Annotated in this window: 12 protein-coding genes; all 12 read right to left on the bottom strand. The window is 30.4% G+C overall.

Going from position 1 to position 13,343, the window contains the following annotated elements:
* Window positions 1-101: 101 nt before the first annotated feature.
* The 12 genes from wecB to G4L40_RS09940 are packed head-to-tail and all read right to left on the bottom strand — an operon-like array spanning window position 102 to window position 13,343.
* Entirely contained in the window at window positions 102-1,238 is a 1,137-nt protein-coding gene (wecB, locus tag G4L40_RS09995; RefSeq protein ID WP_166237054.1) for a non-hydrolyzing UDP-N-acetylglucosamine 2-epimerase, read from the bottom strand.
* Between the two features lie 3 nt (window positions 1,239-1,241).
* Window positions 1,242-2,360: a polysaccharide biosynthesis C-terminal domain-containing protein gene (locus G4L40_RS09990; protein WP_166237053.1), complete on the bottom strand. Its 1,119-nt coding sequence runs from the start codon at window positions 2,358-2,360 to the stop codon at window positions 1,242-1,244.
* A complete protein-coding gene (locus G4L40_RS09985; protein ID WP_166237052.1) occupies window positions 2,360-3,403 on the bottom strand; it encodes a polysaccharide biosynthesis protein in 1,044 nt (347 codons plus the stop codon). The genes G4L40_RS09990 and G4L40_RS09985 overlap by 1 nt, the downstream gene beginning before the upstream one ends.
* Window positions 3,387-4,517: a glycosyltransferase gene (locus G4L40_RS09980; protein ID WP_166237051.1), complete on the bottom strand. Its 1,131-nt coding sequence runs from the start codon at window positions 4,515-4,517 to the stop codon at window positions 3,387-3,389. Before G4L40_RS09980 ends, G4L40_RS09985 begins: the two co-directional genes overlap by 17 nt.
* Complete coding sequence (wzy, locus tag G4L40_RS09975; RefSeq protein WP_166237050.1) at window positions 4,514-5,779, bottom strand: O-antigen polysaccharide polymerase Wzy; 1,266 nt, start codon at window positions 5,777-5,779, stop codon at window positions 4,514-4,516. Before wzy ends, G4L40_RS09980 begins: the two co-directional genes overlap by 4 nt.
* A complete protein-coding gene (locus tag G4L40_RS09970) occupies window positions 5,779-6,915 on the bottom strand; it encodes a glycosyltransferase family 4 protein (RefSeq protein ID WP_166237049.1) in 1,137 nt (378 codons plus the stop codon). The genes wzy and G4L40_RS09970 overlap by 1 nt, the downstream gene beginning before the upstream one ends.
* Window positions 6,912-8,120: a glycosyltransferase family 4 protein gene (locus G4L40_RS09965; RefSeq protein ID WP_166237048.1), complete on the bottom strand. Its 1,209-nt coding sequence runs from the start codon at window positions 8,118-8,120 to the stop codon at window positions 6,912-6,914. Before G4L40_RS09965 ends, G4L40_RS09970 begins: the two co-directional genes overlap by 4 nt.
* Complete coding sequence (locus G4L40_RS09960; protein ID WP_166237047.1) at window positions 8,107-8,628, bottom strand: CatB-related O-acetyltransferase; 522 nt, start codon at window positions 8,626-8,628, stop codon at window positions 8,107-8,109. The genes G4L40_RS09965 and G4L40_RS09960 overlap by 14 nt, the downstream gene beginning before the upstream one ends.
* Window positions 8,629-8,630: 2 nt before the next feature.
* The gene (locus tag G4L40_RS09955) at window positions 8,631-9,365 is read right to left on the bottom strand and encodes an FkbM family methyltransferase (protein ID WP_166237046.1); all 735 of its coding nucleotides are present in this window, start codon (window positions 9,363-9,365) and stop codon (window positions 8,631-8,633) included.
* Complete coding sequence (locus G4L40_RS09950) at window positions 9,349-10,632, bottom strand: O-antigen translocase (RefSeq protein WP_262886067.1); 1,284 nt, start codon at window positions 10,630-10,632, stop codon at window positions 9,349-9,351. The genes G4L40_RS09955 and G4L40_RS09950 overlap by 17 nt, the downstream gene beginning before the upstream one ends.
* Window positions 10,633-10,663: 31 nt before the next feature.
* Window positions 10,664-11,941, bottom strand: a complete 1,278-nt coding sequence (locus G4L40_RS09945; protein ID WP_166237044.1) for a nucleotide sugar dehydrogenase — start codon at window positions 11,939-11,941, stop codon at window positions 10,664-10,666.
* A gap of 10 nt (window positions 11,942-11,951) precedes the next feature.
* The gene (locus G4L40_RS09940) at window positions 11,952-13,343 is read right to left on the bottom strand and encodes a UDP-glucose 6-dehydrogenase (protein ID WP_166237165.1); all 1,392 of its coding nucleotides are present in this window, start codon (window positions 13,341-13,343) and stop codon (window positions 11,952-11,954) included.

Genomic DNA, 13,343 nt, shown 5'->3' with positions numbered 1-13,343 from the left:
TTATTTCACGCAGATTAAAAGGATTTTATGGATTCTTTACTTTGTGTATAACTTTGGGCTTTTAACAATTTTACTGAACACTAAAAACTGACAACTGAACACTATTTTTTACTCCAAACTACTCGATTCACATAATCCGTATAACTCAAAATAATTCGTACCATTTTTTCAGAAACATTTGGCATAGAATAATCGGCAACTGGGCGGAAATTTCTTTCAAAGCCCGTTTTTTGAGTTTGTAATTGAACTAAACCTTGCATGATTCTTTCAGGTGAAAGTCCGACCATCATTACAGATGCTTCTTCCATGGCTTCTGGTCGTTCGTGTGCTTGGCGAATATTTAAAGCTGGAAAATTTAAAATTGAAGATTCCTCTGATATGGTTCCACTGTCCGATAAAACCGCAAATGCATTCATTTGTAAAGCATTATAATCGTTAAATCCCATTGGTTTTAAAAACTGAACTTCCTCACGAACTTTTACATTCTTACTTTCAATCATGTTACGAGTTCGTGGGTGGGTGCTTACAATAATTGGCAATTTATATTGTTCTGCAATTTGATTTAAACTTTCAATTAAACTATTAAAATTATCAAGATTATTGATGTTTTCTTCACGATGTGATGATACTACAAAGTATTTTCCTTTTTCTAAATTAAGTGTTGAAAGAATATCTGATGCTTGAATATTTGGTAAATAATGATGCAGCACTTCAAACATTGGCGAACCCGTTTTGATAATTCTATCTGCAGGCAAACCTTCGCGAAGTAAATATTCGCGAGCAATATCGCTATAAGTTAAATTCACATCTGAAATATGATCTACAATTTTACGATTGGTTTCTTCAGGAACTCTCTGATCAAAACAACGGTTTCCAGCTTCCATGTGAAAAATTGGAATTTGACGTTTTTTAGCAGGAATAGCACACAAACAACTGTTCGTATCGCCCAAAACTAAGAATGCATCTGGTTGGACTTCATCTAAAAGTGGGTCGATTTTAATTAAAATTTGTCCAACGGTTTCTGTAGCTGTTTTTCCAGCAGCATCCAAAAAATAATCAGGTTTACGAATACCTAAATCATCAAAAAATATTTGATTTAACTCGTAATCATAATTTTGTCCTGTGTGAACAAGTGTATGTTCTATAGCTTCAGAAGCATCAAAAGCTGCCATCACTCGTGATAAACGAATAATTTCTGGACGTGTTCCTACAACAGTTATAAGTTTTAGTTTTTTCATAATTTACACTTCTTCGAAATAGGTATCTGTATCATTTGGATTGAAAAATTCATTAATCCAAAAGTTGGTGTACAAAATGTCATCACCTATATTTTTTATATTATGTGTGTACCAAATTGGCATATCTACGTAAGCAGGTTCGTCTCCATTTAATTCAAAATTTAAAACCTCATTAGTTCCAATTTTTCGCAATTGAATTAATGCTTTTCCTTTAATAACTGCAAAACGTTCAATTTTTCTTGTATGAAAGTGATTCCCTCTTGTAATATTTGGTTTGGTTGTTGAAAAAGAAACTTGTCCACCAACATCTAATCGAATAATTTCCACAAAACTTCCTCTATCATCTGTATGTTGTGTCAATTTCACTGGAAAATGATTCGCAATATCCATATAACATCGATAGGTATTAAATAAGTTTAATTCAAAAGTTGATGCTGCTATTGGAATAATTCCTTTATCTTGATATTCTGATTTATAGTGTTGTACTAAAGCCAAAATTTCAGAAACTTTCTTTTCAGATGTATGTTGAATTTCTAGTTTTGACTGATGATTCTTAGTTCTAATTTGGTTAATAATTTCTTGTACCAACTCGCCAACATAAATCAGTTTTAAGTCACCATCTACATCAATTTTTGGAGTTTCGTTATGCGAAACTTGATGACAAAATGTGGCTACAACTGAATTATAGAAAGGTTTTCCAAAAGGTCCAAAAACATTTGGAATGACTAAACCTGTATAAATAGCTTGATTCTTTTTTGCCCAATTGGCAACTAGCTCTCTACCCTCTTTTTTTGATTTTCCGTACAAATTATCACGCTCTTCTTGAGTTGAAGAAGAAAGCAAAACATGTGGTTTTGAATTTGTTCTTTCTAAAGAAGCAATTAATTTATGAACCAAATTTACATTCGTTTCATAAATAACTTCTTGGCTTTCATGGCGATTCATAGCTGCTAAATGCACAATCACATCACACTGAGAAACAAAATTGTCTAATTCATTATCATTTCCAAAAAAATCACATTGAAATTCGACACGAATAAATTCATCAGGAAATAAACCTAATGTATTGCATAAATGTTTGCCAACGAAACCTTCTTGACCTGTGATTCCTATTCTAATCATTATAAATCAAAATATTGATTCATACTTTCTCCTAAAATATCCTTTCTGATTAAAGGCAATTGCAACAACAACTGTTTCATTTCTTCAACATCGAAAATTTCGGTATTATTGGAATGATATTCTTCTAAATCGGCTAATTTAACCTCACCTTCTGAAAAATATTGTTCATAATTCAAATTACGATTATCCGCTGGGATTCTGAAATAATTTCCACAATCTTCCGCTTTAACCATATCTTCTCTATTGACTAATGTTTCATACACTTTTTCACCATGACGTGTACCAATGATTTTAATTTCTGAATTCGATTCGTATAATGAATTTAAGGCTTTAGCCAAAACTTCAATTGTACAAGCTGGTGATTTTTGCACAAATAAATCACCTTGTTTTCCATTTTCGAAAGCGTATAAAACCAAGTCAACTGCATCTTCCAGCGTCATCATGAAACGTGTCATGTTTGGATCGGTGATAGTAATTGCTTTTCCAGCTTTAATTTGTTCTACAAATAACGGAATCACAGAACCTCTTGAAGCCATTACATTTCCATAGCGTGTGCCACAAAAAATGGTTTTGGTATCATCTAAATTACGAGATTTAGCTACCATTACTTTTTCCATCATTGCCTTAGACATTCCCATAGCATTAATTGGATAAGCGGCTTTATCTGTACTGAGAACAACTACTTTTTTAACTTCATATTTTTCGGCAATTGTTAATACATTATCAGTTCCAATGATATTTGTTTTTACGGCTTCCATTGGAAAAAATTCACATGAAGGCACTTGTTTTAAAGCAGCAGCATGAAAAATATAATCTACGCCTTTAATAGCAGCGTCAATACTATGTATATCACGAACATCGCCAATATAAAATTTCACTTTAGGATTATTTACTTTTTTTCGTAAATCATCTTGCTTTTTCTCATCACGACTTAAAATTCGGATTTCTTTAAAGTGTTCAGTAGGTAAAAATTTATGCAAAACTGCATTTCCGAAAGAACCAGTTCCTCCAGTAATCAATAATATTTTATCTTTTAATTGCATCTTTTGATGTGATTAGTTCTATATATTTTTTGGCTCTAATTTGGGACGAGTCAAATGTTTTTAATTGGGGGATTCCGAATGCTTTTATTTCATTTTGTAATTCATTATTAGTAGCTAATTCATAAATTGTATTTGCTATATCGTTTTCATCCATTGGATTAAAATATTGTGCTGCTTTTCCACAAATTCCTGTTGCAAATGATAAGTTTGATGTTAAAATTGGTTTTTGCATAAACATTGCCTCACAATACGATGCTGAGAAACATTCTAACAATGTTGGTAAAAATAAGAAATCACATTGAGAATATAGGCTTGGACATTGATTTATTGCAACTTTTCCCAAAAATTCTATATTTTGATTTAAAGAATCTGTTTCAGAAATTCCGAATTCACTTCTATCTATGGTTAGAAAAAACTTAAATTGAAAACTCGGAAATTGATTTTTTAAAACTGGAATTACTTTTTTAATAATCGCTAAATTTTTATGAGGATAATTTGCTGATATCGTTAGCAATTTTAGGGTTTCCTTTGATTCATTAATTTGAATTGATTTATCCCAAAGTGATTCATCTTCAAAAATTTGATTGTAAAAATTGGTAACCGTTACTACTTTTTGAGGTACTTTTTGGGCAAGAATTCGAGTTACATCTGGATTTTCAGTAATCAACAAATCATTATTTCTTTTAAAATCCGACATGTGAAAAAACTCCATTGCACTTAATTTCATTTTTTGAAATAACGAAATTTGTTTAAAGTATGGCGAATCTTTGTAAATATAATCTGGCTTAGCAAATCCGCAAATATGTTTTGTTTTAGGGCGCCAATACGTAGGACCAAATACAGAAAAAACAACTTCTGGCTGAAATATATGCTCTAAATCATCTAATTTTTTGTCTCTACCAAAAACCGTTTTTGCAACCGATGGCTTGATGCTATAATTTACAAATTGAAAATTTCGGCCAAAATCATCTTTATTGATTTGCGGCTGCAAATTTTCTGACAATACAACCAAAAAATCGTGTTCAATGTTGCTTTTGATTTCATGCAAAAAAGAATGAGCAACTTGTAAACCACCGCCAACGCGCAAATTTGAACAATTGATTAGTATTTTCATTTTACAGGAATTGGTTTCTTAATAAAATATAAAATCATAATCGGTAAGTAGTTCAAAAATGGGAATAAAATTAATGAAATCATTCCATCTCTCCACACTTGAAATAAGACCATATTGAACAATAAAAGCAATAAAAAACCTTTGTGTTTGGCTGGTAAATTTGAATATTTATTGTACAAATATGAATACCATCTACCAATTAAAAATGAAACTATAAAAACGCCAAAATATCTAAAATTAGCATACGATTCACCACTAATTAATGAGATTTGTCCCATTTCGCCAAAATCACGCCCTGAAATTGAAATTTGATGTTGCCATTCGTTCAAAGCAGGTTTTTCTGCCCACATACTTCTTGGCACAAAGAAAAAGAAAATAGGTTGATAAGTGCTTCCATAAAAAATCTTGTTTTTTAATTCCATAGCACCAACCATACCAGCGCTTTGTTCAATAAATGACATATCTCCAGATTCACCTTCAGAAAACTCTTCAAATGAATCTTTAACCACTTCTGAAACATCAATTTTACCAGTTTCTTGAAAGTTTTTACCTACCTCTTTTAATGGAAAACTGAATAAAATAAATACAAATCCCAGAATGTAATATTTCCAAGGTGGCATTCTAAGATTTAGTGTTTTTAAGTAATACATTAACACAAATAACAATGCTAAAACTACTCTAAATCGATTTTCTCCTTGAAGCGAATAAAAGACAATTAACAAGAAAAAATAAGCAACATATACCTTTTTAAATCCTTTTTCATACAATAAAACAATTGCAGAAATAATTCCTAAACTAGTCAAAAAGTTTGAAAATGTTGAAAATTCTTCAGTATCAATATCTCGGTCAGCAATGGAACGATAGGTTACAATTCCAATTATTCCAGCTACAAAAACAGCAATTAAATAATAGTCAATCCAGCGTTGTCTTGTTTCTTTATAGTTTTGAAATTTCTTTACTAATAAAGCTCCTTTTTTTCTAAAACCGTCGGTAAAAAAATTGAAACCTATAAAAAAAGCAACTAATGAAATATCGGCTAAAAATATTGCTTTATCAATTTCATCAATTGTAATATACGTTGAATACCACTTATTTGAGATGATTTTTGCATCCAAGAAAAAAATTTGAATTCCTCTCAACGTAACAAAAAAAACATGAATAAATAAGTAAATTAATGACGAATTTAGAATATTCAATTTCTTCTCTTTTACCAAATAAATAAAGAGAAAAGCAACTAAAATTATATCTAAATAAATACTCATTAAACTTTGTATAATTGTTCTATAAAATTACGAGCAACTTGCTCGCTATCAAAATTTTGTTTTACATTTTGAAAAGAAATTTCGCCACGATTACTTGCTGAAATTTGTTTCATTTTTTCGAAAGCAATTTCAAAGGTAGCAAAACTAATTTCCTGCATAACAACACCGTTTTCGCCAAGCACAATTTCATTGCAATTTCCTGCAAATTTTGTAGTTAGAATCGGTAGTTTTGCATAACTAGCTTCAATAAGAGTTAGTGGATTCGGGTCGTTTTTGGTTAATAATACAAAAACATCAGCAGCAAATAATAACTTTCGAACATTTTCTTTGGTTTGATTTCCTAAGAAATGAATGGTATTCTCAGATTGATTTTCTGCTATTAATTTATTTTTTAATGAGCCTTCTCCAACAAAAACTAAATGATAATTTTCTTTATGTTGCAATTTTTGCCAATAAGATACAAGTTCAAAAACACCTTTCCTATCTTCGATTTGTGCAACTTGAATGATGATTTTTGAATTGTGCGGAATATTAAATTCTAATTTTACTTCTTTTGAATTTTCTATGTTCCAAGTTTCAGGTTTGGTAAAAAAATCACCATCAACCGTGTTGGGTAAAATTACTATAGGCTTCTTTTTCAAACCTAATATTTCAAAAAGATAGCTTTTACTTCTTTCGTTTGGAACCGCAAAAGCATCAAATTTATTCTGAATAAATTTTCTAATGGTTGGTACAATTCCTGTTTTATGCAAAATACTTCCATCATGACCTTCGCTCCAAAAAATCTTCTTGTACTTTGTATTGAAAACCGAATTGAAAAGCAAACTAAAAACTACTGTTGGCATATTCCAAGAACCAGCATATAAAATATAATCTGGATTAAATGCTGCAGTTTTTTTTAAAATTGATGGATTAAAATGTAGAAACAAACCTCCAACAGTTGCATGAAAACCTTTGAGAATTTCGTATTCAAATTTTTGTTCTGAAAAATCAATTTTCCAATGACGATCAGGTTCATTTTCAGCACAATATAACACTTTTAATTTTCCATTTTGAAGCAATAGTTGTTGTTGCAATACATTAAAAAATGCAATGCGATAAGGAGTTGGAATATTGGTAACAACTAATAACTTCATTTAGAAAGTGATTGTATATGGGTTACTAAATCGGTTCTAAACTTTTGCCAAGAATATATTTTAGCTTTTTCGTGCGCGGCTTTTCCCATTACTTGTACTAGAGAGAAATCGTTTTGTAATTTTTCTATATTTTCTTTTATTGCTTGAACATTTCTAATTGGTGTTACAAAACCTTCTTTGCCGCTTTCAATAATATCAATAGCGGCGGTGTTTTCCGTTGCAATTACTGGAATTCCGGTTGCCATAGCTTCAAGAATCACTTGGCCAAATCCTTCCAAAATTGAAGGCAAAACAAAACAATGTGCTTTGTGTAATTCGTCTTGCAATTTTTCGTGTGGTACATCGACTACAACATGTATTGGAAAATTATAATTCTGTATCAACGTTTCATCATAAATTCCTCGAGTTACAATGGTTAACTCAATGTTTTGCAATTGCGCTAAAGCATCTAACAAATAAGTAATTCCTTTTCGTTGGTTCAAACTTCCGATAAAAATCACTTTAAAAATCTCTGAATGTTTTCTTTCCGAAAAAGTGAATTTAGCTGTATCAACTCCATAAGGAATCACTTTAATTTTATCTTCAGATACACCTTTGAACATCAATGATTTTTTAGTTAATGAACTTGCACAAAGAAAATCTGTTGCTAATTTCACTTCACTTGAAAGAAGTTGTAATTGCTCTGTTGAAAGTGAAAACTCATATTCTTGTCGTAATGTTTTTTCTGCTTTTGGATTGAATTTAATTTCTTCTAAAAATAATTCTTTAACAAAATCAGCTTGTGGATGAAATTGAAATAGAATTTTTGGTTGAATCAAATTTCCTTGAAAAGCATCAGCCGCACAAGTATTTACGGCTATTATCGGAATATTATATTTTTGGCTTAATTTTCTTGCATATTTGCCTAAAGCATATCCTTTTTTACTATCAAATGAAACATTTTTAGTCCACAAAAACAACATCTCATAAAAATGTGCTTTCCAAGGAATACAAACTTTTGATGATGGCAAACCTTCTTTGTATCTTCTATAAAATTTAGACCGAATACCTAAAAAATCAGTTAAAAATACAAACCACTTTTTATCTAATGGAAAATAGGCTTCAGTGACTAAGCAATACAACATATTAGCTTCATGCAATGCTAAAGCCACTTGGTAATCATCTCGCTTACCTGCATGAACTACGATGTATTTATTTTGTTGCATTTTTATCTCTATTTCCAATGATTTTTGCAGGAACACCACCTACAATTTCATATTCATTTACATTTTTAGTAACAACAGCTCCAGCAGCAATAACACTATGATTTTCAATTATTACTCCAGATAAAACAACAGCATTTGCTCCTAACCAAACGTGATTTCCAATAACCGCTTTTTTTTGCTCCATTTTAGGATAAAAATGTGGGTGTGTTGAAGTTTTATCTAATGGATGTTCGTCTAAACCTATTTTAACATCTGGTGCTAATGAACAATAACTTCCTACAACTGCATTATTAATATTTACATTGTAACCATAAGTAAAAGTGCCAATTTTAGCATTTTCAGTAATGATTGAATGTCCAGAAAAAACACAACCTTTCTCAATAATAGCTTTTCTTGAAACTTGACAAGAAATTGTAATTCTAACTCCTTTAAAATTCCAAAAGCAATAGGAAATTATCCTTTCAAAAAAAGATAAAATATCAGATAATATTGCTTTGATTAATTTCATTATTAGTTTTTTTTCGCTACAACATTTGAACCATATTGCTCAACAATTGAATAACCTAGCTCTTGAATTCTTACTTTTAAATCTTCAACTGAAATTAATTTATCTTCAATTTGTATAGGATGTAATTCCATTATTAGCATTGGGCAATTTTTAAAAACGGATTCATTTTCACTTAATACAAAATATTCGGCTCCTTCAATATCTGAAACCAAAATATACTCTTGAATTTTATATTTTTCTAAAATAGTAGATAGCGAATTCATGTTGTTTAAAACTACATCCCTTTTAGAAATTTTACCCATTGTATTGTCTTCACCCGGAATAAATTCATATCCCGAAGCGCCTATTATTTCATTAAAGCAATTGGCATTATCAATCTTGTTAATTTTAAAATTGTTAGTAATTACAGGTATAAATCTTGAATCTGCTTCAAAAGAAAACAATTTTGCTTTTGGGTTTGCTTTTGCTAATGTAGAAGAAACCACGCCAATACTTGCTCCAAATTCGACAATATTTCCATCAAAATTTTGTAAATATTTTGATATGAATCGAACCTCAGCACTTTCATAGGTTTTGAAATATAATGATGCTCCAATTCTTTTTCTAATTATTGGATTAGAAATATTAATTGTCAAATTATGAAATGAAATTTTGTTGGAAAATAATGTTGTTATTACTTTTCCAGTAAAATCATTTACAATTATTTTTGCGATTAAGGCTTTAATTTTCAACAACATTTGCAATTTTCTTGTAGGTTAAAAACAAAGTTAGGAAATATAAAAATGTATAAATTGGATAAGCCCAAATAATATTTGTCAAATCGGGAAAACTTGAAACCAAAATATAATTGGATACAATATAAATTGCTGTGAAAATAATTTCAAAAAACACCATTACTTTCGTTTTATCCCTGCTTAATAAAACCATGGAAAGTAACATTTTGGCTATTAAAAAAACATCTCCAATAACTTGAATATATAAAATGTTATTTATAGGTAAAAATGCTTTTGAAAGTACTAATGGAATAATAAAACTTTTTAATAGTAAAAGTAAAAATCCAGCAAAAAGGGTTGCTCCAACAAATACTTTGAATGCAAAATTTAATTCTTTACTAACATCTTGAATAGTTTTTAAGTTGCTAATTTTTGGAAAAAAATAAACTCCAATTGCACTTGTTATCAACAACAAATACATACTTGAAATACGATTTGTCCCTTCCCAAATTCCTGCAGTATCAATTCCTAATGTATCGATTATTAAATTTCTAACTAAGATTTGCGCAAAAGGAAAACAAAATGCGCTTACAATAACATAAAGTGAAAAATGAGCTAGTTTTTTTGTAATCGATTTATCTATTGCAAAAGAAATTGTTTCTTTCCACTGAATGGTTTTACTATAAAATAAACTCACGAAAAATATCAGAGTTTGCGTCAAGATGTATGCCAAAAGCGCGCCATCTATAGTGTAAAAATAAACTAATCCTACCGTTAGAATTACGCTTAATATACTTGAAAAAATATTAATCGCCACATATTTTTTAAATTGGTGCAATCCACTAATTACAGATAAAATAAAATTATTTATTGCTATTAAAGGCGTTCCAATAGCGACAAAATACAACAACCATTTATATTTTAAATCATTAAACACAAAAAGTGTAAGTTGATTTTGAAATAAAAAAATTAATAATAAAACTAAACCCGAAAACAAGATGTTTAACGTAAACGAGGTGTCAATAATTTTTTTAAGTTGTGGCTTATCCTCTTGATATTGACCCGTCAGTTTCACAATTCCTGTCCCAGTTGCTCCAGTAGAAACTTGTATTAAGATTGTAATAAAATTTGTCAATTGTCCCAACATGGCAATCCCTGCTGGACCAGTAAAAACCGCCAAAACTTTAGCTGAAATAAAAGTAGTTCCTATTTTTATCAATGTTGAAATCGACGTAAAAGAAGATACTTGTACGAGCTGAGAATTTAAAAGAGATTTTATTTTTTCTTTCAATAGATTTGGGGGATTTTATTAAAATGAAAAACTATAATCTTCCGTCTACTACATCTGATAAAAAGCCTTTAACATCGTAAATTACATTTGAATCTTTTGTTAATGATTTTAAATCCAAGGCAGCAAATTCTTTATGTGCGACACCCAAAATAACAGCATCAAACTTAGAATTTGGTAAAACTTGTGTCGTTTCTATTCCATATTCATGCTTTACTTCTTCAGGTTTTGCCCAAGGATCATATATAGTAATATTAATTCCATATCCTTTTAAAGCATGAACAATATCTACAATTTTAGTATTACGAACATCTGGGCAGTTTTCTTTAAAAGTCACGCCTAAAAGCAATAATTTCGCTTCGTGTAAAACAATTTCTTTTTTAATCATTAACTTCACTACTTGTGAAGCTACATATTCACCCATACTATCATTCATACGGCGACCCGCTAAAATAATTTCTGGATGATAACCTGCTTCTAATGCTTTTTGGGCCAAATAATACGGATCAACTCCTATACAATGCCCACCAACCAAACCTGGTTTAAAAGGAAGAAAGTTCCATTTTGTTCCAGCAGCTTCTAATACAGCTTTAGTATCTATTTCAAGAATATTAAAAATTTTTGCCAATTCATTTACAAAAGCAATATTAATATCACGCTGTGAGTTTTCAATCACTTTTGCTGCTTCTGCTACTTTGATTGTTGGTGCTAAATGCGTTCCAGCAGTTACCACACTATTGTATAGAGCATCTACTTTTTTACCAATTTCTGGAGTAGAACCAGCAGTTACTTTTAATATTTTTTCAACCGTATGCTCTTTATCTCCTGGATTAATTCGTTCAGGAGAATAGCCTGCAAAGAAATCTTCATTGAATTTCAATCCTGACATTTTTTCTAAAACAGGTACACATTCTTCTTCTGTAACTCCAGGATAAACTGTTGATTCATAAATTACAATATCACCTTTCTTTAAAACTTTAGCAACTGTTTCACTTGCTTTATATAGAGGTGTCAAATCAGGTTTATTGTGTTTATCTACTGGTGTTGGAACCGTAACGATATAGTAATTACAATCGGCAATATCTACTAATTGATTTGAACAATATAATCCTATTTCATTTGAAGGCTTATTGACTAATACTGATTTTAATAAATCTTCTTCAACCTCTAATGTTAAATCAATTCCGTTGTTTAGTTCAGAAATACGTTGCCCATTAATATCAAAACCAATCACGGGAAATTTCGTAGCAAACAATCTTGCTAACGGAAGCCCTACGTAACCTAAACCAATTACTGCAATTTTTATACTCATTATTTCTTTATTATGAACCAATTGCTTGGTAAACAAAACCAATTTTTTCTAATTCTGCTTTATTTAGTAAATTTCTTCCATCAAAAACAAATGCAGGCTTTAACATATTGTCATATATTTTTTGCCAGTCATATGTTTTAAATTCGTCCCATTCCGTTAAAACAGCAATAGCATGAGCATTATTACAAGCTTCGTATGCATTAGTTGCTACTTGAACACCCTTTAAATTTTCTGCTTCAGAACGGGTTTCCAAATAGTTTAAATCAAATTGGATTTGTTCAATACCAACTTTTGGATCATAAACACTAATATTTGCTTGCTCGCTTAACAAATCATCTGCTACATAAATTGCTGCTGATTCACGAGTGTCGTTAGTATCTTTTTTAAATGCCCAACCTAAGAATGCTATTTTTTTACCCGAAACGGTGTTATATAATGTTTTTATTATATTTTTTGCAAAACGACGTTTTTGGTGATCGTTCATAATAATTACTTGTTCCCAATAATCAGCTACTTCGTTTAAACCGTATGATTTTGCGATATAAACTAAGTTTAAAATATCTTTTTGAAAACATGAACCTCCAAAACCAACAGAAGCCTTTAAAAATTTAGGCCCAATTCTACTATCCAATCCAATTGCTTTTGCTACTTCATTAACATCAGCACCTGTTTTTTCACATAATTCACTCAATGCATTAATTGAAGAAACTCGTTGTGCTAAAAAAGCATTAGCTGTTAATTTTGACAATTCAGAAGACCAAACATTAGTGGTTAAAATTTTATCCGTTGGAACCCAATTTGCATATACATCAACTAATTGTTGGATTGCCTTTTGTCCTTCAGGAGTTGTATCTCCACCTATTAAAACTCTGTCTGGTGCAAATAAATCTTCAACGGCTGTTCCTTCTGCTAAAAATTCAGGATTAGACAAAATTTGAAAATTAACTCCATTTCCTGTATTATCTAAAATATCTTTAATCGCACTCGCTGTTCTAACTGGCAATGTTGATTTTTCTACAACAATTTTATCGTTTTTTGATACACGAGCAATTTGACGTGCACACAACTCAATATATTTTAAATCGGCAGCCATTCCTTTTCCTACTCCATAGGTTTTAGTTGGTGTATTTACCGAAATGAAAATCATTTGTGCTTCATCAATTGCTTTATCAACTTCTGTTGAAAAAAACAAATTTCTTCCTCTAGCTTCAGCCACAACATCACTTAATCCTGGCTCATAGATAGGAATATTATTTACATTTGGATCGTTCCAAGCGGCAATTCTCTTTTCGTTTAAATCAACTACAGTAACTCTTATATGTGGACATTTTTGAGCAATAATTGCCATTGTAGGGCCTCCAACATATCCTGCACCGATACAACAAATATTAGTAATCATTAT

Origin of the sequence: Flavobacterium celericrescens (assembly GCF_011392075.1) — a bacterium.
Lineage (GTDB): Bacteria > Bacteroidota > Bacteroidia > Flavobacteriales > Flavobacteriaceae > Flavobacterium > Flavobacterium celericrescens.
The sequence above is the reverse complement of the archived record's forward strand: the minus strand, read 5'-3'. Positions and strand labels throughout refer to the sequence as shown.

Excerpts from the sequence above, each read along its gene's own strand:
- G4L40_RS09990 (WP_166237053.1), bottom strand. The coding sequence starts at position 2,360 with ATGATTAGAATAGGAATCACAGGTCAAGAAGGTTTCGTTGGCAAACAT.
- G4L40_RS09945 (WP_166237044.1), bottom strand. The coding sequence starts at position 11,941 with ATGAGTATAAAAATTGCAGTAATTGGTTTAGGTTACGTAGGGCTTCCG.
- G4L40_RS09965 (WP_166237048.1), bottom strand. The coding sequence starts at position 8,120 with ATGCAACAAAATAAATACATCGTAGTTCATGCAGGTAAGCGAGATGAT.
- G4L40_RS09960 (WP_166237047.1), bottom strand. The coding sequence starts at position 8,628 with ATGAAATTAATCAAAGCAATATTATCTGATATTTTATCTTTTTTTGAA.
- G4L40_RS09955 (WP_166237046.1), bottom strand. The coding sequence starts at position 9,365 with ATGTTGTTGAAAATTAAAGCCTTAATCGCAAAAATAATTGTAAATGAT.
- wzy (WP_166237050.1), bottom strand. The coding sequence starts at position 5,779 with ATGAGTATTTATTTAGATATAATTTTAGTTGCTTTTCTCTTTATTTAT.
- G4L40_RS09980 (WP_166237051.1), bottom strand. The coding sequence starts at position 4,517 with ATGAAAATACTAATCAATTGTTCAAATTTGCGCGTTGGCGGTGGTTTA.
- wecB (WP_166237054.1), bottom strand. The coding sequence starts at position 1,238 with ATGAAAAAACTAAAACTTATAACTGTTGTAGGAACACGTCCAGAAATT.
- G4L40_RS09970 (WP_166237049.1), bottom strand. The coding sequence starts at position 6,915 with ATGAAGTTATTAGTTGTTACCAATATTCCAACTCCTTATCGCATTGCA.
- G4L40_RS09985 (WP_166237052.1), bottom strand. The coding sequence starts at position 3,403 with ATGCAATTAAAAGATAAAATATTATTGATTACTGGAGGAACTGGTTCT.